Annotated in this window: 8 protein-coding genes; 3 read left to right on the top strand and 5 right to left on the bottom strand. The window is 64.2% G+C overall.

Annotated features, from left to right (window positions below; genetic code table 11):
* The first annotated feature begins 261 nt into the window (after positions 1-261).
* A complete protein-coding gene (locus AC1Q6C_RS15380; protein WP_492666684.1) occupies positions 262-14,562 on the top strand; it encodes an amino acid adenylation domain-containing protein in 14,301 nt (4,766 codons plus the stop codon).
* A 1-nt stretch (position 14,563) separates the two neighbouring features.
* On the opposite strand, the gene ku is transcribed toward AC1Q6C_RS15380, so the two are convergent.
* Positions 14,564-15,403, bottom strand: a complete 840-nt coding sequence (ku, locus tag AC1Q6C_RS15385; RefSeq protein ID WP_172932851.1) for a non-homologous end joining protein Ku — start codon at positions 15,401-15,403, stop codon at positions 14,564-14,566.
* 149 nt (positions 15,404-15,552) lie between these two features.
* On the opposite strand from ku, the gene AC1Q6C_RS15390 reads away from it, so the two are divergent.
* Positions 15,553-16,524 carry an alpha/beta hydrolase gene (locus AC1Q6C_RS15390; RefSeq protein ID WP_230359864.1) on the top strand — a complete coding sequence of 324 codons (972 nt, stop codon included), beginning with the start codon at positions 15,553-15,555 and terminating at the stop codon, positions 16,522-16,524.
* A 14-nt stretch (positions 16,525-16,538) separates the two neighbouring features.
* Here AC1Q6C_RS15390 and AC1Q6C_RS15395 read toward each other — a convergent pair whose 3' ends face one another.
* A complete protein-coding gene (locus AC1Q6C_RS15395) occupies positions 16,539-17,669 on the bottom strand; it encodes a lycopene cyclase family protein (RefSeq protein ID WP_230359865.1) in 1,131 nt (376 codons plus the stop codon).
* Between the two features lie 10 nt (positions 17,670-17,679).
* The gene (locus AC1Q6C_RS15400) at positions 17,680-18,465 is read right to left on the bottom strand and encodes an SDR family oxidoreductase (RefSeq protein WP_047270400.1); all 786 of its coding nucleotides are present in this window, start codon (positions 18,463-18,465) and stop codon (positions 17,680-17,682) included.
* A 129-nt stretch (positions 18,466-18,594) separates the two neighbouring features.
* Between AC1Q6C_RS15400 and AC1Q6C_RS15405 the strand changes: the two genes are divergently transcribed.
* The gene (locus AC1Q6C_RS15405; RefSeq protein ID WP_003944932.1) at positions 18,595-20,226 is read left to right on the top strand and encodes an ABC-F family ATP-binding cassette domain-containing protein; all 1,632 of its coding nucleotides are present in this window, start codon (positions 18,595-18,597) and stop codon (positions 20,224-20,226) included.
* Between the two features lie 60 nt (positions 20,227-20,286).
* On the opposite strand, the gene AC1Q6C_RS15410 is transcribed toward AC1Q6C_RS15405, so the two are convergent.
* Both AC1Q6C_RS15410 and acnA read right to left on the bottom strand, forming a co-directional pair.
* Positions 20,287-20,853, bottom strand: coding sequence for a TetR/AcrR family transcriptional regulator (locus tag AC1Q6C_RS15410; protein WP_003944970.1), 567 nt, complete (start codon positions 20,851-20,853; stop codon positions 20,287-20,289).
* Between the two features lie 180 nt (positions 20,854-21,033).
* A complete protein-coding gene (gene acnA / locus AC1Q6C_RS15415) occupies positions 21,034-23,835 on the bottom strand; it encodes an aconitate hydratase AcnA (RefSeq protein WP_007727883.1) in 2,802 nt (933 codons plus the stop codon).
* Between the last annotated feature and the right edge of the window lie 105 nt (positions 23,836-23,940).

The following is a 23,940-nucleotide window of genomic DNA, read 5'->3' on the forward strand; positions in this document are numbered from 1 at the left end:
TTGTTATATAGGGCCGTTTTAGCCATGATATTCAGGACAATAGTCCCAAATGGTTGTTTGATGAATATTTGCTGGAAGCTGACTGATCGGTAACATCGCAGCTGATTGTCACGATGTGATCTCCGGCGGGCGATTTGCCAGTTTCCACCCGAGCTTTCCAAAGTATTCGTCTCATTTTCGAAGTGCCCCGATCAGTTCGAAGCGTCCAGCGGACGCATAAACCTGTTTGCATCATGATCAAGTTGTAAGAGGGAGATTCGTGTGGATGGCAGTCCCGACCGAGGAATCGTTTCCGCAGCTCGTCCGGACGACGAACTCACCTTCCCTCTTTCTGCCGCGCAACTTTCCCTGCTTGTCGCACAACAGCTTCGACCCGAGATTCCCGTCAGCATCGCTCAGTACGTGGACGTGGACGGCCCACTCGACATCGAGCTGCTGACCGCTGCCAGCAAACAGACCGGTCGTGAGATCGGCTCCGGATATCTGCGCCTGGTCGAGGTGGACGGGGTTGCGCGTCAGTGGCTCGATCTCGACATGGACGACTCCCTCGACGTGGTCGATCTTCGCGCCGAATCGGATCCGGAATCTGCAGCGCAGGAATGGATGCGCAGAGAGCACACCACCGCCATCGATCCGTTCACCGATCGTCTGGTCAGGCTGGCAGTCCTGGTGCTTCGCGACGACCATTACTACTGGTACAGCCGTATTCATCATGTGGCGCTCGACGGTTTCGGCGCGATGTCGATGATGAACCGCACAGCCGAGATCTACACCGCCGCGGTGCGGGATCTGCCAGTTCCCCCAGCGGTAACTGCCCCCCTCCAATCGTTGGTGAAGGCAGAGGCCGACTATCTGGGCTCAACCCGGTGGGAACGCGATCGCGACTACTGGAACACCAAGATGGCCGACAAGCCGGGCGGAACCTCGCTCGCGTCCTCGACTGCTCCGTCGCAGGCATGGTCACGCCTACGGTCGGCCACGGTACCTACGGAACTGCGGAGCTCCCTCGAACGGCTGGCCGCCGCCCACGACGTGACGACGTCGTCAGTGGTGATCGGTGCACTGGCGGCTTACCTCGCCCGGGCCACCGGGACCCGCGACGTGGTCCTCAGCCTGCCGGTCTCGGGGCGGACGACAAAAGCTGCTCGCAGGTCCGGCGGAATGATGTCGAACGTCGTCCCGATACGTGCGAGCGTCGATCCGCATTTCGCGGTCGGGGACCTGCTGCACGAGGTGAAGATCGAACTCACCGGCGCACTGCGTCATCAGAAGTACCGCCACGAGGACCTACGACGCGACCTCAACGACGGTGATCACAGCATCGCCGACGGACGAGGCTTCCACGGGCCGTTGATCAACCTCATGCTGTTCCATTCCGGAATCACTCTCGGGGACGCGCACGGCGAACTGAACGTGATCTCGACCGGGCCGATCGAAGACCTCTCCGTCAACGTCTATCAGACTTCCGCAGCCGAAGAGATCCAGATCGACTTCGCCGCGAACCCAGACCTGTACACCAACGAGGACATCTCGCGTCACCACCGGCGTTTCCTCGAATTCCTCGAATTATTCTGCGCCGCAGAATCGGGAACTCGATTGATGGACATCGACCCCGACGCCGCGGGGAAATGGATCGCCGAAGTCCAACACGCCCGCAACGTCGAGTACTGGTCTGCGACCTTGTCGAACCCCGCCGAGGAGCTGGGTTTGCCGGTCGTCGCCGGAACCGGTCGAACGTCCACGCCCCTCGAGATCGAGGCAGGCCTCTGCCGGAGCCTCGAGACGATGGCGACGACGATGAACACGAGTCTGTTCGTGCTGTTCCAGTCTGCGATGGCCGGACTGCTGCGCCGCGTCGGTTCGGCCGACGAGGTGTCGATCGGCGTCTCGGTCCGAGGGTACGGCGCCTCCAATCCGGACGATTTCGTCTCGATGTTCGCCAACCAGTTGGTGCTTCGCTCGACGGTGTCGAACACCATGACGCTCACCGACCTGGTCGGTGCGGTGGACACCGTCGCAATCGAAGCTCTCGAACACGCAGACATTCTTCTGTCTTCGGTGACCGCCGCACTCGGTGACGGCCGCTGGGTCGAGACGGGCCCGTTGTTCCGGGCGATGGTCTGCTTCGAGGAGCCGCTGGATGCTCACCCGAGATTTCCGGGGCTCATGGTCGGTGCGCCTATCGGATCGGATCTGGCCACCGTGCCGGAACTGTTTGTCTCCCTGGCGATTCCGACTGGTGAGCATGCCGATTTCGATCAGCCGATCTCCGGTGTTCTGGATTGGCTCGGCACGAAGGAGCAAGCCGAGGACCTCGCCGACCGTTATCTACGAATCTTGACCGCGATGGTCGGTGCTCCGCACTCGGCGCTCGGCTCAGTGGATCTACTGCGCCCGGACGCGCGCCAGGCGCTGGTGCCGCCCGTTCTGCCGATTACCCCGGTCCGAACGCTCTCCCAGATCCTTTCCGACCGCATTCGGGCGACCCCGGAAGCGATCGCCGTTGTCGCAGGTAGCGAGCGCGTGTCGTACCGCGAACTCGATCGACGATCGAATCAGTTGGCGCGCAAGCTCGTCGATCATGGCGTGCGATCCGAGTCGTTGGTCGGAATCATGCTGCCGAAATCCGTGGACATGATCGTTGCCGCTGTCGCGGTAGTGAAGGCCGGCGGCGGATACCTCCCACTCGATGGTGCGCACCCCGCCGAGCGTTTGGCGTATGTGGTCGAGGATGCGCAACCGGTGTGCGTCATCTCCGATTCCACTTTCCCGAACTCCACTTTCCCGAACTCCGCCTTCCCGAACTCTGACGTGGTGGTCGTCGGGGTCGAGTCCGACGAGTACTCCGGTGAGAGTCTGGAAACCGATGAGCGCCCGCGCGGACACGGAGCCGACAATCTGGCGTACGTGATCTACACCTCGGGGTCGACGGGCCGACCCAAGGGCGTCTCCGTCACCCACGCCACCGTGGTGCGATTGTTCGAGAACACGCACGTCGAATTCGGATTCGACGGCAACGACGTGTGGACGATGTTCCACTCGTTCGCCTTCGACTTCTCGGTGTGGGAACTGTGGGGCGCGCTGCTCCACGGCGGAACGCTGGTCCTGGTCGATCACGAGGTATCACGCGACCCTGACGCCTTCCGGGCGCTGGTCGCCGCAGAAGGCGTCACCGTGCTCAATCAGACGCCCTCGGCCTTCTACCAGTACATCGAAGCCGACCTTCGAGCCGATTCGGAGACCCGGCTCCGGTACGTGATCTTCGGTGGCGAAGCCTTGGACCTGCGTCGACTCGGGCGCTGGTACGACAATCACCCGGGGTACGAAAGTCACACGGAATCCGCGCCTGCACTCGTCAACATGTACGGCATCACCGAGACGACGGTGCACGTCACCCATCTCGAACTCGACCGGGCGAGCGCGAGTGCGCTGACCGGCAGCCGGATCGGTGACGCGATCGACGGACTTCGTGTGTACCTGCTCGACGAGCATCTCTCCCCGGTCCCGGTGGGGATCGCGGGGGAGATCTATGTCGCGGGCGGTCAACTCGCCCGTGGCTATCTGGGCCGTCCAGACCTCACCGCGGGCCGGTTCGTCGCCGATCCGTTCAATGCCGGCGGACGACGGTTGTACCGGTCCGGCGACCGCGCACGATGGATTGCGCCCGGACAACTCGAGTACCTCGGACGCGGCGACGCGCAGGTCAAGATCCGCGGATTCCGGATCGAACTCGGCGAAATCGACTCCGTCATCCTCAGCGCGCCGGGAATCGACGATGCCGTGACCGTCGTGGCTCCGACGCCGGCGGGCGGCGCTCTCGTGACCTATGTGACCGCTTCCGACGTCGTGGACGCCGAAGCCCTCCGAGCTCACGCCGCCGAAGCCCTCCCGACCTACATGGTTCCCGATGCCTTCATGGTCCTCGATTCGATTCCGTTGACCACCAACGGAAAACTGGACCGGCGTGCGCTGCCTTCGCCTATCCTGGCCTCCACCAAGGTCTTCCGACCCCCGACGACCCCGACCGAGGGCAAGGTTGCGGCGGTTCTGGCTGACATCCTGAGTAGTGGACCGCTCGGACTCGACGATAATTTCTTCCATCTGGGCGGAAACTCGCTGGTAGCGACGACGGCGGTAGCGCGCTTGACCGAAGCCACCGGGGTTAAAATGCCGCTGCGTGCACTCTTCGACCATCCCACGGTGTCCGGGATCGCGGCGACGATCGAGCGTGCGGCACAGACCCCGGACGCCGACGGTATTCAGGTCGTGGCCCGGCCGGCGGTACTGCCTCTCGCTCCCGCGCAGCAGCGACTGTGGTTCCTGAACCGCGTGGCACCGGAATCAGGTGCGTACAACATTCCACTGGCGGTGTCGTTGCGCGGCGCCGTCGATCCCGACGCACTCAGTGCCGCGATCGTGGACGTCGTGACACGTCACGAGTCACTACGCACCGTGTTTCCTCAGATCGGGGACAACGCGACGCAGAAGGTTCTGGGCCTGGGCGAGGGGATCGCAGGGCTCGAGTCGATCGACGTGGAACGCGGAAGCCTCGAGAGAGTGATCTTCGAATTCTCTTCGGCCGGTTTCGATCTGGTCCGCGAACGTCCGGTGCGCTACCTGATGATCACTGTCGCCGCCGAGAAGGAAGGCGATGACGAGGAAGCTGTCCTCGTAGTGGTTCTGCACCACATGGTGGCCGACGGTTGGTCGCTCGCGCCGTTGGCTGCTGATCTGACCGGCGCCTACGCCGCCCGCGTCGGCGGCAACAGCCCGCAGTGGGCACCCCTTCCGGTGCAGTACGCCGACTACACGCTCTGGCACCGAGAACACCTCGGCGACGCGTCATCCACCGATTCACTTGCCCACTCACAGATCGCGTTCTGGAAGCAGCAGCTGGCGGGAGCGCCCGAGCAGCTCCACCTGCCGACGGACCGTCCGCGCGCACTCGACCCGACCATGCGCGGAGCCGGAGTCGACATCAGAATCGGCGCTTCCACGCATCAGAAGCTCGTTGTACTTGCCGCCGATCACGACGCCACGCCGTTCATCGCCCTGCACGCGTGCTTCGCCCTGCTTCTGGCCAGGTACAGCGGCACGGACGACATCGTCATCGGAACACCGGTGGCCGGACGAGGGGACAGATCTCTCGATCTGCTCGTCGGCATGTTCGTCAACACTCTGGCCTTGCGGACCGTCGTCGATCGGGACGCAACGTTCGCCGCACACCTGTCGCAGGTCAGGGCCGTCGACGTGGATGCCTTCGACAATGCGGACGTGCCTTTCGACGTCGTCGTGGACGCGCTCGAACTGGACCGCTCGCCTGCGCACCACCCGGTCTTTCAAGCGGCCATCACCTCGCGGATAGCCACCACCCACACTGCCGAACTGGCCGGGGTGTCGATGACGGCGCGGGCAGTCGAGACGGGGCTGACCAAGTTCGACCTCGAGCTCACCGTCACCGAACGTCACGAGGCCGGAGCTGCAGCTGGGATCGATGCCACGTTCACCTATTCCACCGACCTGTTCGACAGCGCGACCGTCGAAGCGTTGGCGCGAAACTTCGTGACCCTCGTGGAATCGGCAGTGTCGGAACCGACTGCACCGGTTGGTGACCTTCGTGTACTCGGATCGCGGGAGAGTGCCGCGATATTGCCGCGACGCGGTGTGGCTTCGGTGGGCGAATCGACGCTGGCGCAGATCCTCGGAGACACCGCGAGGAAGTATCCCGACGCGATCGCCCTCGAAGACTCCGAGCGCTCACTCTCGTACGGGGAGCTGGAGCGTCGATCGAATCGGATCGCTCGATACCTCATGGACCTGGGCGTCGGCCCCGAGACACCGGTCGCACTGGCAGTTGCCCGATCGGTCGACTCCGTGCTCGCAGTCTGGTCGGTCACCAAAGCCGGTGGCGTTTTCGTCCCGGTCGATCCCCGTTATCCCGCAGATCGAGTTGCGCACATGCTCGCGGATTCGGGTGTGCGGATCGGAATTCGGTCCGCCGAGGTTGCGGCCGGTCCGGCAGCCGGTGGGAACGTCGCAGTCTGGATCGACCTCGGCGACGCGGACAGGGTTGCAGAATGTGCCGCCTACTCCGACGCTGCCATCGACGACGCTGACAGAACAGCGTCGACCACTGCGGCGTCGGCCGCGTACGTCATCTACACGTCCGGCTCGACCGGAGTGCCGAAGGGCACCGTCGTCACTCACGCGGGTTTGGCCAATCTTGCTCGCGAACAACAGGATCGGTACCGGATCACCGCCGGGTCGCGAACTCTGCATTTTGCGTCACCGAGCTTCGACGGCGCCGTACTCGAGCTACTGCTCGCCGGTTCGACCGGCGCGACGATGGTGATCGCCCCTCCCGACATCTACGGAGGGGAGGCGTTGAGCGAGTTCCTCCGAAGTCACGAGGTCACTCATGCCTTCATCACTCCGGCTGCGCTGGCGACCGTCGATCCGGCGGGCGTGACGGCACTGGAATGCGTAGTCGTCGGCGGCGACGTGTGCACGCCGGAATTGGTCTCGAGCTGGGGCAACGGGCGCAGACTGCACAACGGATACGGTCCGACCGAAACCACTGTCATGGTTGCCATCAGTGACCCACTCTCACCGGGGGAGCCGATCACCATCGGCGGTCCCATCCGCGGAATCGACGCCGTGGTGCTCGACTCTCGGCTGCAACCGGTCCCGATCGGCGGCGTCGGCGAGCTGTACATCGGTGGGCCGGGCCTTGCACGTGGTTACCACCTTCGTCCCGCGCTGACGTCGGATCGGTTTGTCGCGCATCCGTACTCGACGCCCGGTGCCCGGATGTACCGAACCGGTGACCTGGTCCGCTGGACCAAGGACCTGACCCTTCGCTACGTGGGCCGCAGCGATCATCAGCTCAAGATCCGCGGGTTCCGCATCGAACTCGGCGAGATCGACGCTGCTCTGATGGATTCCCCTCTCGTCCAGTTCGCCACGACGATTCCCGTCGAATCCGCCGCGGGTACCACTCTGGCGTCGTACGTGTTGCTGAGCGGCGACGCTGATATCGAGTCGCTGTTCGTGGGACTCGCCGACACGCTGCCGCGGTACATGATTCCGTCGTCGATCACCCCGATCGACGCCATTCCGTTGACTCCGGTCGGCAAACTCGATCGCAGAGCGTTGCCGACGCCGATACCGCGCGAAATCCTCGGAACGGGCCGTGAACCCGAGGCCGGACTCGAACGAACCGTTGCCGACGTGTTCGCTTCACTGCTCGACGTGCCCGAGGTCCGGGCCGGAGACAGCTTCTTCGATCTCGGGGGCAACTCGCTCGTCGCGACGCAGGTGTCCGCGCGGTTGAGCGCAGCGACGGGACTCACGGTGGACGTTCGCTCGATCTTCGAAGCGCCGACCGTCGAAGCGCTCGCTGCACGTCTGGCGGCGAGCGCCGAAGAATCAGACGATCGACCTGCCCTGAGCGCCGGCGCTCGGCCGGACCGCCTACCGCTCTCCGCCGCGCAACAGCGCCTGTGGTTCGTCAATCGCTTCGACCCCCAGTCCGCGGTCTACAACATTCCGTTCGCGATCCGCATCACCGGAGACATCCACGGCGATGCACTCGAGGAGGCGCTTGCGGACGTCATTGCACGCCATGAGGTGCTTCGAACGATCTACGTCGACAGCGCCGACGGCCCGAGCCAGGTCATCCGAGCGCTCTCCGACGTGCAGTTCTCCGTCGAGCGCTACTGCGGATCCGAAGGTGTGGACGCGGCGACGACGGAGTTCGCGGCGCGTGGGTTCGATCTCGGTTCGGATCTGCCGATTCGGGCCATGCTGGTGCGCGAGGACGCCGGCGCTCACGTACTGGTCGTCGTCATCCACCACATCGCCTTCGACGGCTGGTCCCTGACTCCCTTTGCGACAGATTTCGTCGCGGCGTACTCCGCACGCGTCGTTGGAGACGCCCCGGTTTTCACACCGCTCGACGTGCAGTACGCCGACTACGCGGTGTGGCAGCAAGACTCGCTCGGACAGGTCGGCGACCAGGAGTCTCTGGTTGCCCGCGAACTGACCTTCTGGACCACTGCCATGGCTGGTGCCCCGGACGAGGTACTGCTACCGGTCGATCGCCCACGCGGATCTGTCTCCACGACCGCCGTCGGATCGGTGCCGATCGTCATCGACGCGGCGACCGGGGAGCGTCTCGCCGCCTTGGCGAGGCGCAGTGGCTCGACGCAGTTCATGGTCGTACACGCGATCCTGGCGGTTGTTCTCGCGCGTCTCGGTGCAACCGACGACGTGGTGGTCGGCACCCCGGTGGCAGGCCGCGGGCGACCCGAGCTGGATTCCCTGATCGGGATGTTCGTCAATTCGGTACCGCTTCGCACGCCGGTCGATCACCGAGCGCCGTTCACCTCCCTGCTCGAGGTCGTCCGTGAGCGCGACCTTGCCGCCTTTGCGCACCCCGAGCTGCCCTTCGAGGTGCTGGTCGACGCCCTCGATCTCGACCGGTCGACTACGCGACACCCCCTGTTTCAGGTCATGCTGTCGTACCACCAGAATGTGGTCTCGCCGCAGGTCACGGTCCACGACGCGCATCTCGAAGCGCAAGCACTCGAACCGTCCGTCGCGAAGTTCGACCTCGAGTTCACCCTGCTGGCAGGCGATTCCGAGAAGACCGAGATCACCGGGTCGCTCAGGTTCGCCGAGGCGCTCTTCGACATTGCCACCGCGGAAACGATCGCCGCGCGTGTGCAGTCGGTGGCCCGCGCCGTCGCCGCAGATCCGGACGCCGCGATCGACGACCTAGATTTCCTCAGCACCCTCGAGCGGGCGTCGCTGATGCCGGTACGAGGTCCGGCGTGGACCAGTTCGCGCACCTTGGCCGAAATATTGACGCGGACCGCCACCCGTTCAGGCGATTCGGTGGCCCTTCGATCCGGTGACACCACCGTGCTCTACCGAGATCTCTTCGCCCGTGCATCGGCGCTTGCCCGCCGTCTGACCACGGAAGGGATCGGTGCCGAAGACATTGTGGCGATCGCGATTCCGCGCTCGATCGACTCGATCGTCGCCTTGTGGGGCGTTTCCTTGACCGGCGCCGCGTTTGTTCCGGTCGATCCGCGATACCCCGCCGATCGCATTCTGCACATGCTCACCGACTCCGGAGCCACTCGCGGAGTGACGACGGAAGCGGTGATCGAATCACTGCCCCGCCCGGTTCCGTGGATGACAATGGACGACATCCACGGCGACGGTGTCGGGCAGCCGGTTCCGGCCGCGCCGATCCGAATCGACAACCTCGCCTACATCATCTACACCTCCGGATCGACGGGAAAGCCCAAGGGCGTCAGCATCACTCATCGTGGCCTGAGCGCGTTGGCGGCCGAGCAGACGGCGCATTACGGCATCTCGGCGCAGTCGCGGACGCTGCACTTCTCCTCACCGAGCTTCGACGCATCCATCCTCGAACTGCTGCTCGCAGTCGGTGAAGGCGCGACGATGGTGATCGCCTCTCCCGACGTCTACGGCGGCCAGGACCTCGCCGAATTGGTCACCGATCACCAGGTGACCCACGCGTTCATCACACCGGCAGCGCTGGCCTCGGTCGATCCCACCGGGCTGGACGTCTTGCAGTCGATCGTTGTCGGTGGCGAGGCATGCCCACCCGAACTGGTCCGTAAGTGGGCACCGGGTCGCCGATTGTTCAACGGCTACGGGCCGACGGAAACCACCGTCATGGTCTGCATCAGTGATGCCTTGAGCGTGGGGGAGACCGTGACCATCGGCGGGCCCGTCCGCGGCGTGTCCGCGGTAATTCTCGACGGCTCGGCTCAGCCGGTACCTGTCGGGGTCACCGGTGAGCTCTACATCGCCGGCCTGGGACTTGCCCGCGGCTACCTCGACCAACCCGCCTTGACGGCGACGCGATTCGTGGCAGCGCCGTTCGGCCCGGCCGGCACCCGCATGTACCGGACCGGTGACTTGGTTCGGTGGACGCCGCTCGGGACGATCGAATACGTCGGACGCTCCGATCACCAGGTGAAAGTGCGCGGATTCCGCATCGAACTGGGCGAGATCGACTCCGTCCTCAGCACTTACCCCGGCGTCGAGTTCGCGGTCACCGTGGGCGTCGACGCAGCTTCCGGTGAGACGATGTTGGCGTCGTACGTAGTGCTCGGTGCCGATGCGGTCGAGATGGACGAGTTGCTGAGCCATGCGCGCCGCTCACTGCCCGCCTTCATGGTGCCGTCGGCGATCACCCCGATCGATCACGTACCGCTGACCCCCGTCGGGAAGCTCGACCGATCGGCGCTGCCGGCGCCGACACTGCGTTCGTCCGAGCGAAGTGTCGAGCCGCTGACGACCGCGACCGAACTCCAGGTTGCCGGCGTCGTGGCGGAACTGCTGGGTATCGAACAGATCGGTGCGTCGGACAGTTTCTTCGAACTCGGTGGCAACTCACTGCTCGCCACCAGACTTGTCCAGCGACTCGGCGAGTCGTTGGGCAGGCAGGTGCCTGTCCGAATGCTGTTCGAGCACCCCGAAATTCGGGAACTTGCCACCGCGCTCGACACATCCGCCGGGGCGAAGGCGCTTCCACCGATCACCGCCGTAGACCGCCCCGAGCGAATTCCGCTGTCCTACGCGCAAGCACGCATCTGGTTCCTCAACCAGATGGATCCCGGCTCACCCGCGTACAACGTCCCTGCTGCGATCTCCCTCGACGGTGCACTCGACGTGCCGGCCCTCGAAGCTGCGGTCCTCGACGTGATCGAAAGGCACGAAATCCTGCGCACGGTGTTCCCCGACTCCGACTCCGGTCCACACCAGGTGATCCAGGATGCATTCACCTCGCTCGAGTACGGAAATGCGGACACCCGTGAACCGGCAGAGCTAGCCAGAGAATTCGCGTCGCGCGGATTCGACATCACGACCCAAGCTCCCGTTCGCGCGCTCCTGCTCGAATCGACGCCGCAGCACCACACACTTGTCATCGTGATCCACCACATCGCGGCGGACGGATGGTCGATCGCGCCGTTGATGAAGGACGTGCTCACCGCCTACGTCGCGAGAAGTTCGGGACACGCTCCCGAGTTCACCGCGCTCGAGGTGCATTACGCGGACTTCGCCATCTGGCAGCGGGAAGCGCTGGGCGCGGTGAACGAATCCGCGAGCGTGCTCGGGGCACAGGCGTCGTATTGGCGGGAGACGTTGCGGGGCGCACCTGAATTGATCGACCTTCCGAGCGATCGAGCGCGCCCGCTCACCCAGTCGTTGAGCGGTGCCCACACCGCGGTCTCGCTTCCGGCGCACACCCGGATCGCGGTCGAGGCGGTTGCCGGAGCCAATGCGGCGACGCCGTTCATGGTGCTGCACGCTGCCTATGCCGTCCTGCTGTCCAGGCTGAGTCGAAGCACCGACATCGTGATCGGATCTCCGGTCGCCGGGCGAGGACACCGAGTTCTCGACGACCTCGTGGGAATGTTCGTGGGCACGGTCGGACTGCGCACGACGGTCGATCCCGGGTCGACGTTCGTCGACGTTCTGCGTACTGTCCGCTCCGTCGATCTCGACGCCTTCGCCCACGCGGACATTCCGTTCGAGCAGGTCGTGGACGTGGTGGCGCCGACCCGGAGCACCGACCGTCATCCGGTGTTCCAGACGATGATCTCGTTCCACGGCGCCCACCCGACGACGTGGGACCTGCCTGGACTTGCCGTTCGTGCCCACGAGATCACACCGGACATCGCCAAGTACGACCTGCAGTTCACCGTTGTCGAACAGACCGCGGAGGAAGGCGGCGGCTACGAGGCCTCCCTCACCTACGCGAAGGATCTCTTCGACACCGATACGGCGGAGTCGTTTGCAGTGATGCTGGAAACGATCGTCGAGACACTGACTGCCCAGCCCTCCGCCGTCGTCGGTGACGTGGATCTTGCGGGACGTCGCCTGCGTGCGTTGCCCGGACGTCCGGCCGGCGATGCTTTGACCTTGCCGGAGTTGCTGCTTCGCGGCGCTGCCGATCCGCACGCTCCGGCAATCGTCGACGTCGCCACATCCGTCACGCTCACGTACGGCGAACTCGACCGACGCTCCGACGCTATGGCGTTTGCGTTGATCGCTCGCGGAATAGCGCCGGAAATGATGGTGGCACTGGCGCTTCCGAGGTCGGCCGACTATGTGATCGCGCTCTGGGCCGTAGCGAAAGCCGGCGGAGTGTTTCTTCCCGTGGATCCGGCGTACCCCGCCGAGCGGATCGAGCACATGCTCACCGACAGTGGAGCGGTACTCGGTATCACCAGGGGCGAGTATGCGGCCGACCTTCCGGGCGTCACATCGTGGATCGAGTTGGATGCGATCGAATTCACCACCGAAATCGAGGCAGTCCATTCCGAGACACTGCCGGACGCGCCACTCGAGTTCGACAACCCGGCCTACTTGATCTACACCTCGGGCTCGACAGGAAAACCCAAGGGCGTGTTGGTCACTCACGCGGGACTGGCAGCGTTTGCCGACGAACAGCGGGAGCGTTTCGGCGTCACCGCGCACTCTCGCGCTCTGAGCTTCGCCTCGACGAGCTTCGACGCGTCGGTTCTCGAGCTCCTTCTGGCTTTCGGCGCCGGCGCAACGATGGTGATAGCGCCTCCGACAGTTCTCGGCGGTGTCGAATTGCACGAACTGCTCGACGAGCAGACGATCACCCATGCTTTCGTGACTCCAGCCGCCTTGGCGACTGTCGATCCCGCCGGGCTCGACCATCTCGAAGCCGTCGTCGTCGGCGGCGACGCCTGTTCCGCCGACCTCGTATCTCGGTGGGCACCGGGGCGCCGAATGTTCAACGCGTACGGCCCGACCGAGGCCACCGTCGCAGTCACCATCAGTGATTCGCTGGTCGCGGGGGAGCCCGTGACGATCGGCGGTCCGATCCGCGGCGTGGACGCGATGATTCTCGATTCCCGACTGCACTCGGTTCCCGGCCAGGTCGTCGGTGAGCTCTACGTCAGCGGCGACGGTCTCGCCCGCGGGTACCTCGGCAACCCCGCACTCACAGCCGCGCGCTTCGTCGCCGACCCGCATGGACCCGAAGGCGCTCGGATGTACCGCACAGGGGATCTTGTGCGCGAAGATCGCTCAGGGGCACTGATCTACCTCGGACGCGCAGACCACCAGGTCAAGATCCGAGGGTTCCGAATCGAACTCGGAGAAATCGACGCGGTGCTGGCAGCGGAAGCATCCGTGCATTCGGCTGTCAGCGTCGTCGTCGGGGAGGGCGTCGACGCTCGGATCGTCGCGTACGTCGTCCCGGCACATGCGGACTTCGACGCCGCCGCGCTGCGCCGTCACGCAGGTATATCGCTGCCTGCGCACATGATCCCGTCCGCTGTTGTCGTGATCGGCGCAGTCCCGACCACACCGGCGGGCAAGCTCGATCGCAGCGCTCTGCCTGCTCCCAACTGGGAGTCGCCGAGTGGACGCAGTCCGGAAGGCAGCGACGAGATCGCGATCTGCGCTGCTTTCGCAGAGGTACTCGATCTGGCCGACGTAGACACGTACGCCGATTCGAGTTTCTTCGAACTCGGCGGCAACTCACTCATGGCAACGCGTTTGGTCGCTGCCATCAAAGAACGCACCAGCATGACCGTCCCCGTCGCGTGGATATTCTCCGACCCGACTCCGGAGGCATTGGCGCGCAGACTCTTCGAACTCGAGGCAACAGTTGTGACAAGTGACGCGGATACCTCCGCACTTGCGGTAGTCCTGCCACTACGTCCGGAAGGCCGCGCCGAGCCACTGTTCTGCATCCATCCGGCCATCGGATTGGCCTGGTGCTACGGAGCGCTCGATCGCTACGTCGACTCCAGCCGGCCGCTCTACGGCCTGCAGTCGCCGGTCCTGACGGACTCCGAATTTCGGGCGGAGCTGATCGAGGACTTCGCGGCGCGGTACGTCGAGGAAATTCGAGGAGTTCAGCCGCACGGTCCGTATCACCTGCTGGGGTGGTCGATCGGCGGATTGATCGCTCACGCGGCGGCGGTGCAGTTGCAAGCCGCGGGTGAGAGCGTCGCCGACCTGATTCTGCTCGACAGCTTCGTTCTCGAAGACCCGACGATGGCGGGCGCGCAGCCTTCTCTCGCCGAACTGATCGGCGGGTTGGGGATCTCGGTCCCGGACACCGGCGAGCGTGATCTGACACCCGAGGACGCCGAAGCGCTCTTGCGCGAAGCCATCGGCGATCACCCCTTGGTCTCGAGCGATCGGATCGAGCGACTGTTCGAGGAATACTCCGCAGGCGCCGAACTGGCTCACCGATACCGCCCGGGCAAGTTCGTGGGCGATCTGCTGTTCTTCTCGGCACACGCCGACACCTTCGACCCGCTGCGAACCGCGTCGGCGTGGCGACCGTTCGTCTCCGGGGTGATCATCGACCGTCCGGTGCCCACGTCACACGCCGAAATGTTCACCGAGGCAGGTCTGGAGGCGATCGGACCCGTGATCAACCTTGCGGTCGGAACGGGTCGTCACGCGGCCCCGGACGTCGACGCAGAGTTGGACGCTCTGATCGAGATCCAAGACGTGCGCGGCTGACTCAGGCTCGTTTCTTCCTCGGTGTAGTCGACTTCGACGAGCCGGCCTTGGAGGCGTTCGACTTCGCTTCGTCCACACTGCGCTGCAGTGCGGCAACCAGGTCCACCACCTCTGCGTCGGTGCCCTCTTGGTCGACCTCGGCGGCCGGGATGACCTTCTTGCCGCCGTTCTCGATCATCTCGTCGAGCAACTGCCTCAGTTGGAGCTGATAGTCGTCGGTGAACTCGGTCGGATCGAAATCGCCCGCCATGCTCTCGACGAGCGTCTGCGCCATCTTCAGTTCCTTCGCCTTCGGCTTCTCCACGTCGTCGAGGGAAGGGAACTCTGCTGCACGAACTTCGTCGGGCCACAGCAAGGTCTGGATCACCAGAACACCATCGCGAGCGCGCATCGCGGCCAGGCGCGTCTTCTGTCGCAGCGTGAAATGCACCAGTGCCGTTCGATCACTCTCGGTGAGCACAGTCGAAAGCAGGACGTACGCCTTCGGCGACGCCGAATCGGGCTCGAGGAAGTAACTCTTCTCGAACAAGATCGGATCGATCTGATCGTTCGGCACGAATTCCAGCACCGGAATCTCGTGCTTCTCCGCAGCCGGGAGTTTGTTGAAGTCCTCGTCGCTCAAGATGACGCGCGATCCGTCTTCCGAGTCGTACGCCTTGTCGATGTCCGCGAACTGAACCGTGTTTCCGCACTCGGAACACACACGGTTGTACTTGATGCGGCCACCGTCTTTTGCATGGACCTGGTGAAATCGGATGTCGTGGTCCTCGGTCGCCGAGTACACCTTGACCGGGACGTTGACCAGACCGAAGGCTATCGAGCCTTTCCAAATCGAGCGCATGCCTCCCATGATGGTCGCCGCCGGCCGTTTGCGCGAGGCAAACGATCACGGTTGATCCCGAACCGTTGCGTGTGGATGGGTCGGTTCGGGGCGTATCGAGCGGGTATCCGCTTCGAGAACCCGACTCGCACACCTGGGGAGACGCTCCGATGAGAATCCGAACCTACCGTCGACGCGTCACCGCGGCGCTGGCGATTTCACTGGTTCCACTGCTGTTTGCGCCTTTGCCCGCGAACGCAGATCCGGCACGCACCGTAACCATCAGCGTCCACTCCGATGCGATGGGCCGCGACATTCCACTCGAGGTGGTCCTCCCCGCCGACACGAGCGCCCCACGGCCTACGTTGTATCTGCTCAACGGCGCCGGTGGTGGCGAGGACAGTGCAACGTGGGAAGGACGGACCGATGTCCTGGACTTCTTCGCCGACAAGAACGTCAACGTCGTGACGCCGCTGGAAGGAGCGTTCAGCTACTACACCGACTGGCAAAAAGACGATCCCGTACTCGGGCGCAACAAGTGGCAGACGTTCCTCACTCGCGAACTGCCGCCCGTCATCGATGCGCAGTTCGGTACCAACGGGGTCAACTCCATCGCGGCGATTTCGATGACGGCGACGTCGGTACTCAATCTCGCGATCTCGGCACCAGGGCTTTATCGGAGTGTCGGGGCCTACAGCGGGTGCGCGGAGACTTCCACCCAGCCGGGTCAGGACTATGTGCGGTTGGTGGTCGGCGCGCGGGGTGGCGCTGATCCGACAAACATGTGGGGACCGTTCGACGGTCCGGGATGGCGCGAGAACGATCCGGTTGTGAACGCGGAGAAGTTGCGGGGGACCGCACTGTACGTTTCCACCGGATCCGGGCTGCCAGGTCCGCACGACAACCTTCAGGCACCCGATGTGAACGGAAATCCCGGAGCCCTCCTTAATCAGATCGTCGTCGGCGGCATCATCGAATCCGCGGTCAACGGGTGCACGCACGGCTTGGCGGACCGACTGAACGCACTGGGCATCCCCGCGACCTTCGACTTCAAGCCGACCGGAACCCACTCGTGGGGCTACTGGCAGGACGACCTACACAATTCCTGGCCGATGATCGCCGGCTCGATAGGAGCGCAGTAGTCGGTCCGGAGTGCTCACCTCAGAAACGGCGCGCGCATCAACGTCTTTCGGACGTGCCACGGTGACGATCGGAACAGGGTTGCCATCACCTTCGCCGTCGCGGACGCGTCCCGCCGATCGGACAGGTAGGACCGCTGAGCCTCGACCGGTAGATCGAAGAACGTGTCGAAGAATGTCGCGACCTCTCTCGAGCCGAGGGTGAGAAGTGCGTTCAGGCCAACGCGGCGAAGGGCAGACACCGCCTTGGCCGACCGCGGCCAGAGCGCCGCGTTGGGATCTCCACCGCCGGCGATTGCTTTGGCGACAGCGTCTGCCTCGGCGAGTGACGAGGCAACGCTGTATCCGGTTCCCGGATGCATCAGACCGCCTCGCCCGCCGAAACGGAGTACACCGTCGGGGAACGACTCCTTCGGGCCTTCGACTGCAAAACGGACCCGCTCGACCGGTGCGTCGTCGGGGACTTCGCAGCCCCGATTGCGAAGCCGGGTGCGCAGACGCGCTTCGAGTTCGCGGAGCCCCAACGCCGGCCGGCCGACGAGGCAGGTCTCCTCGAGGAGAACTCGCTCGTCATCGAGTGGGACCGCATAGAGAAACGACGGAGTGTCGGCGTCGGAGGCGCCGTTGTCTGTTCGCCAGTCCATGAACCAGGCTTCGCCACCACCCAGAATCGGATCGGCCAGAGCGCGGTCGACGATCACTCCGAAGGCGGTCTGCTGGGCGGTTGTCACCGTCAGATCGGTGCCTCTGGCGTCGATGACGACGGATCCCCTCAGCTGCGATCCGTCCACGCACAGGACGGCGGTGGGTGACAGTGTTTGAGCACGCACGGCTCTGAACTGTACGGATGTGCCCGAGAGAAATGATTGCAGTAATGATGTATTCAATACGCAATATGTGCGATCAAGCGTTTTCTGTCTGCGGGTCCACACGCTCGGGCGTTGGATCCGGCTTGCGATCACATCGACGGGCAGCCACGACGGCAGCTCGTCAGCCCACGCCGAATAGGTCGGCGTCCACACCCGATGGGGATGCGGATCGACAACGACGACGGTGAGTTGCCGGGCGATACAGCGGGTGGCGAGTGCCCGCCCGGCCGGGCCGCCACCGACGATCACCACGTCGGCGGAAGAGTTGTCTGTGCTCACGACCGGCGCACTACATCGATCCCGTTGCGAGCAGACCGCCGTCGACCCGGACCGTTTCGCCCGTGATCCACGCCGCCGCGTCGGAGACGAGGAAGCCGACCAGACCGGCAACGTCCTCGGGGGTGCCGAGCCGCTTCATCGGGTAGCCCGCCGACGCCTTGTCCTCGCCGGCAGCGACCAGGGCTGCCGCGAACTGCGTCTTGACGATCCCGGGAGCTACGGCGTTGACACGAATCTTCGGTCCCAGTTGCCAGGCCAGTTCTTCCGTCAGGCGGATGAGCGCAGCCTTCGACGCGCCGTACGCCGCGATGACGCCCGTCGACCGGATCCCGGCCACACTTGCCAGGTTCACGACGGCTCCACCGTGTTCGCCCATCCATGCCCGATGTGCTTGTTGGACGTAACCGAGGGCGGCAACCACATTCACGTCGAAGATCTTGCGCACGGCGTCGAGGTCCGCTTCCATGAGCGAACCGAAGACGGGGTTGATTCCGGTGTTGTTGACCAGAATGTCGAGTGAACCGAATTCGGACACGGCGCGGTCGACGGCACCGGAGCGGGCTTCGGCATCGGCTGCGTTGCCCGCGAATGCGACGACCTTTCCGCCGTGCCCCAGAGCGGACAGCTCGGATGCGGCGGCCTCGAGGGGCTCCGGCTTGCGGGCTGTGATCAAGACGTCGGCACCGCGAGCGAGGAGTTCGGCGGCGACAGCTTTGCCGATTCCGCGACTTGCGCCGGTGACGATGGCGGCACGGCCTTCGAGGTCGCGAGGACGAGTGCTGTTTTCGCTAGTCATGTCCCGAACGTTAGCGGACTCACACGCTGCTGGTCGGAACGACCGTCAGGTCACGGTAAAATCGATAGTTCTTGTGTCTGTAGTCAGGCATTGTTTACCCGTATTCGTCGTTTTTCCTGAGGAGTTTGCTTGATTACCGCCACTGACCTCGAAGTTCGTGCCGGTGTCCGCACCCTTCTCACGGCTCCCGGGCCTTCGTTGCGCATCCAGCCGGGCGACCGGATCGGACTCGTCGGACGTAACGGAGCCGGAAAGACGACCACACTGCGCATCCTCGCCGGCGAAGGTGAGGCATATGCGGGAAGCGTCGTACGTACCGGTGAACTCGGATACCTCCCGCAGGACCCCAAAGAGGGCGACCTGAGCGTCCTCGCCAAGGACCGGGTTCTCTCCGCACGTGGCCTCGACACGATGCTCCGCGAGATGGAGAAGCAGCAGATTCTGATGGGCGAGGTGCTCGATCAGGAATCGCAGGACCGCGCGGTCAAGAAGTACGGTCAGCTCGAGGATCGGTTCTCGGCCCTCGGCGGATACGAAGCCGAGAGTGAAGCTGCACGCATCACCAGCAGCCTCGGTCTCGAAGACCGCATTCTCGGGCAGCCGCTCAGCACGCTGTCCGGCGGTCAGCGTCGTCGCGTCGAATTGGCGCGCATCCTCTTCGCCGCCTCCGACGGCAGCGGTGCCCGCTCGGACACGACTCTGCTGCTCGACGAGCCCACCAACCACCTCGACGCCGACTCCATCACCTGGCTGCGTGGCTTCCTCCAGAACCACGAGGGTGGACTGGTGGTCATCAGCCACGACGTCGACCTGCTCAACGACGTCGTCAACCGCGTGTGGTTCCTCGATGCCGTCCGCGGTGAGGCCGACGTCTACAACATGAACTGGAAGAAGTACCTCGACGCTCGTGCCACGGACGAGCAGCGTCGTCGCCGTGAGCGCGCCAATGCCGAGAAGAAGGCCGGTGCGCTGCGGATTCAGGCCGCGAAGATGGGCGCAAAGGCAACCAAGGCCGTCGCGGCTCAGAACATGGCCAAGCGAGCCGACAAGTTGATGGCGAACCTCGATGCCGAACGTGTCTCGGACAAGGTTGCGCGGATTCGTTTCCCCGAACCCGCCGCTTGTGGCAAGACTCCGCTGATGGGCAAGAACCTCACCAAGGTGTACGGCTCGCTCGAGATCTTCACCGGTGTCGATCTCGCGATCGATCGTGGGTCTCGTGTGGTTATCCTCGGACTCAACGGTGCAGGTAAGACCACGCTGCTCCGCATCCTCGCGGGCGCGGAGAAGGCGGACGCGGGTGAGCTGATCGCCGGTCACGGACTCAAGGTCGGCTACTTCGCTCAGGAGCACGACACCCTCGACGACGACGCGTCCGTGTGGGAGAACATCCGCCACGCCGCGCCGGACACAGGGGAGCAGGAACTGCGTTCTCTGCTCGGCGCCTTCATGTTCACCGGCCCACAGCTCGAACAGCCGGCCGGAACGCTCTCGGGTGGTGAAAAGACGCGTCTGGCTCTGGCCGGACTGGTGTCGTCCGCTGCCAACGTTCTGCTTCTCGACGAGCCCACCAACAACCTGGACCCGATCTCACGCGAGCAGGTGCTCGACGCGCTCCGCAGCTACACCGGTGCCGTCGTCCTGGTCACCCACGATCCGGGCGCTGCCGAGGCCCTCAACCCCGAGCGAGTCATCCTCCTGCCCGACGGCAACGAGGACCACTGGTCGCAGGAGTACCTCGAGCTGATCCAGCTCGCCTAACCCCCTGTGCGCCTTTTTGGTAGTGGGAACTACCAAAAAGGCGCACAGGGGCGAAGCCCCTCAATCTCTCCGCCGCACCGATTCCTCGACCAGATCGAGAACCGCTGACAGGTTGTCGACGCCGTGGCCGGAGGCGATTCTCGCGACCAGGCCGTCCATCACCAGATCCAGGTATCCGATCAGAATTTCGGTGGGGACGTCGTCACGGAGTCTGCCTGCCGATTTCTGTCTGGCGAGACGCGCACTGGTCGCTTCCGTCAGTTCTACGGAGCGCTGTGACCACTTCTCGCGGAAATCGGCGTCGTTGCGCAGTCGACGCGCTATCTCCAGTCGCGTTCCCAGCCAATCGAATTGGTCGGGCTGCGCGAGCATGTCCCGCATGACCTGGACGAGGCCCTCTTCGGCGACGACATCTGCCATCCGGCTCGCATCCTCGCTTGCGAGAGCGAGGAACAGGCCGTCCTTGTCCTTGAAGTGATGGAAGATCGCTCCGCGGGACAAACCGGTGACTTCTTCGAGACGGCGAACTGTGGCGCCGTCGTAGCCGTATTCCGCAAAGCAGCGGCGGGCGCCGTCAAGGATCTGACTGCGCCGTGCCGCGAGATGGTCTTCACTGACCTTGGGCACGGGCATCCCTCCTTTGTCGGGTTGCCTGTGAGCACTTTCGGCCGTAGGCGCTGAATGTCGACTCAGTGCACAAAGCGCTCACGACCACCGATGAAACCTGGTTCGCCTTCCGGCGAAAGTGGTCGTGAGCGCTTCGTGACCCGTCAGGGGCCGAAAGTGCTCACAGGCACGTAGTGCCTACTAGCCCCGGATCATGTTGCGAAGCACGTACTGCAGGATGCCACCGTTGCGGTAGTAATCCGCTTCGCCGGGGGTATCGATGCGTACGACTGCGTCGAACACGACCTTCTCGCCGTTCTCGCGCGTCGCCGTGACCTTCATGGTCTTCGGGGTGACGCCCTCGTTGAGCTTCTCGACACCTTCGATGTCGAAGGTCTCGGTGCCGTCGAGCTTGAGCGAACCTGCGGACTCGCCGACCGGGAACTGCAGCGGGACAACGCCCATGCCGATCAGGTTGGAGCGGTGGATGCGCTCGAACGACTCGGTGATGACGGCCTTGACGCCGAGCAGGCTCGTGCCCTTGGCTGCCCAGTCACGCGAGGATCCGGAGCCGTACTCCTTGCCGCCCAGGACGACCAGCGGGATGCCGGCTGCCTGGTAGTTCTGCGACGCGTCGTAGATGAATGCCTGCGGTGCGCCTTCCTGCGTGAAGTCGCGGGTGTAACCACCCGAGACGTCGTCGAGGAGCTGGTTGCGCAGACGGATGTTCGCGAACGTTCCGCGAATCATGACCTCGTGGTTACCGCGACGCGAGCCGAGCGAGTTGTAATCCGCACGCTCGACGCCATGGGAGTCGAGGTACTGCGCAGCGGGGGTGCCGACCTTGATCGGACCTGCCGGGCTGATGTGGTCGGTGGTGACCGAGTCGCCGAGCAGTGCGAGGACGCGAGCGCCCTTGATGTCCTTGACCGGAGCCGGATCCATCGTCATGCCGTCGAAGTAAGGTGGCTTCCGCACGTAGGTGGAGTTCTCGTCCCACTCGAAGGTGTCACCCTTCGGGGTTTCGAGGTTCTGCCAGCGGCTGTCGCCCGCAAAGATGGTTGCGTACGACTTGCGGAACATGTCCTGGTCGATCGAGGACTTGATGGTCTCTTCGATTTCCTGCGTGGACGGCCAGATGTCCTTGAGGTAGACGGGGTTTCCGTCGGTGTCGTTACCGAGCGAATCGGTCTCGAAGTCGAAGTCCATGGTTCCGGCGAGGCCGTAGGCAATCACGAGCGGCGGGGAAGCCAGGTAGTTCATCTTGACGTCGGGGGAGATACGTCCCTCGAAGTTACGGTTACCCGAGAGCACCGCGGTGACCGAGAGGTCGTTGTCGTTGATCGCCTTCGAGACTGCCTCGGGCAGCGGTCCGGTGTTACCGATGCACGTGGTGCAGCCGTAACCACCGAGGTAGTAACCGAGCTTCTCGAGGTACGGCCACAGGCCGGCCTTCTCGTAGTAGTCGGTGACGACCTGCGAACCGGGAGCCATGTTGGTCTTGACCCACGGCTTGGTGGCGAGGCCCTTTTCGACGGCGTTGCGTGCGAGCAGTGCAGCGCCGAGCATGACCGACGGGTTGGACGTGTTGGTGCAGGAGGTGATACCTGCAACGACGACGGCGCCGTGGTCGAGAACGAACTCACCGGCGTCGGACTTGACGACGACCGGCTTGCTCGGACGGCCTTCTGCACCGTTGGCAGCAGAGAGAACGTCGACCGCTCCGTCGTCGGCAAACGACAGAACCGCGGGATCGGAAGCCGGGAAGGACTCTTCGACGGCCTCGTCGAGCTGGGTGTGCTCGGTCGGGTGGTTCTCTTCCACGTAGTTGTGGATGTCCTTGCGGAACGCAGTCTTGGACTCCGACAACAGGATTCGGTCCTGCGGGCGCTTCGGGCCGGCGATCGAGGGAACAACGGTTCCCAGATCCAGCTCGATGTACTCCGAGAAGACGGGTTCCTTGTCGGGGTTGTGCCACAGGCCCTGTTCCTTGGCGTACGCCTCGACGAGAGCGAGCTGCTCGTCGCTGCGGCCGGTGAGGCGCAGGTATTCGATGGTCTCGGCGTCGATCGGGAAGATCGCTGCGGTGGAACCGAATTCGGGGCTCATGTTGCCCAGCGTCGCGCGGTTCGCGAGCGGAACCTCGGCAACACCGTTGCCGTAGAACTCGACGAACTTGCCGACGACGCCGTGCTTACGGAGCATCTCGGTGGCGGTGAGCACGACGTCGGTTGCGGTGACGCCGGGCTTGATCTCACCGGAGAGCTTGAAGCCGACGACGCGGGGGATCAGCATGGAGACGGGCTGGCCGAGCATTGCTGCCTCGGCCTCGATGCCGCCGACGCCCCAGCCGAGCACGCCAAGGCCGTTGACCATCGTGGTGTGCGAGTCGGTGCCGACACAGGTGTCGGGGTATGCCTGTCCGTTACGCGACATGACGGTGGGTGCCAGGTACTCGATGTTGACCTGGTGAACGATGCCCATTCCCGGGGGGACGACCTTGAAGTCGTCGAATGCGCCCTGGCCCCAACGGAGGAACTGGTAACGCTCGCCGTTGCGCTCGTATTCGAGGTCGACGTTGCGCTCGAGTGCGTCGGCCTGGCCGAAGACGTCGAGGATGACCGAGTGGTCGATGACCATGTCGGCGGGGGAGAGCGGGTTGACCTTGTTCGGGTCGCCGCCGAGGGTGGTGACGGCCTCACGCATGGTGGCGAGGTCGACGATGCAAGGAACGCCGGTGAAGTCCTGCATGATCACGCGGGCAGGCGTGAACTGGATTTCGATGCTCGGCTCGGCTGAGGGATCCCAGCTTGCGATTGCGCGGATGTGATCCGCGGTGATGTTGGCGCCGTCTTCGGTGCGGAGAAGGTTCTCGGCGAGAACCTTCAAGGAATAGGGCAATTTCTCGGTGCCGGGGACGGCCGAGAGGCGGAAGATCTCGTAAGAGTTCTCACCGACCTCGAGGGTTCCCTTGGCTCCGAATGAATCGATACTGGTGCTCACGTCTGCTCCACTCGTCTATGAGGGTCGCTACCGACGGGGCTGTGTCGGCAGCTGAAGCGAGGTACTTCGGCCGGGAAGATCCTCCGTAGCTCACGCCAATCGCAC

It is taken from the genome of Rhodococcus sp. MT28 (genome assembly GCF_058792695.1).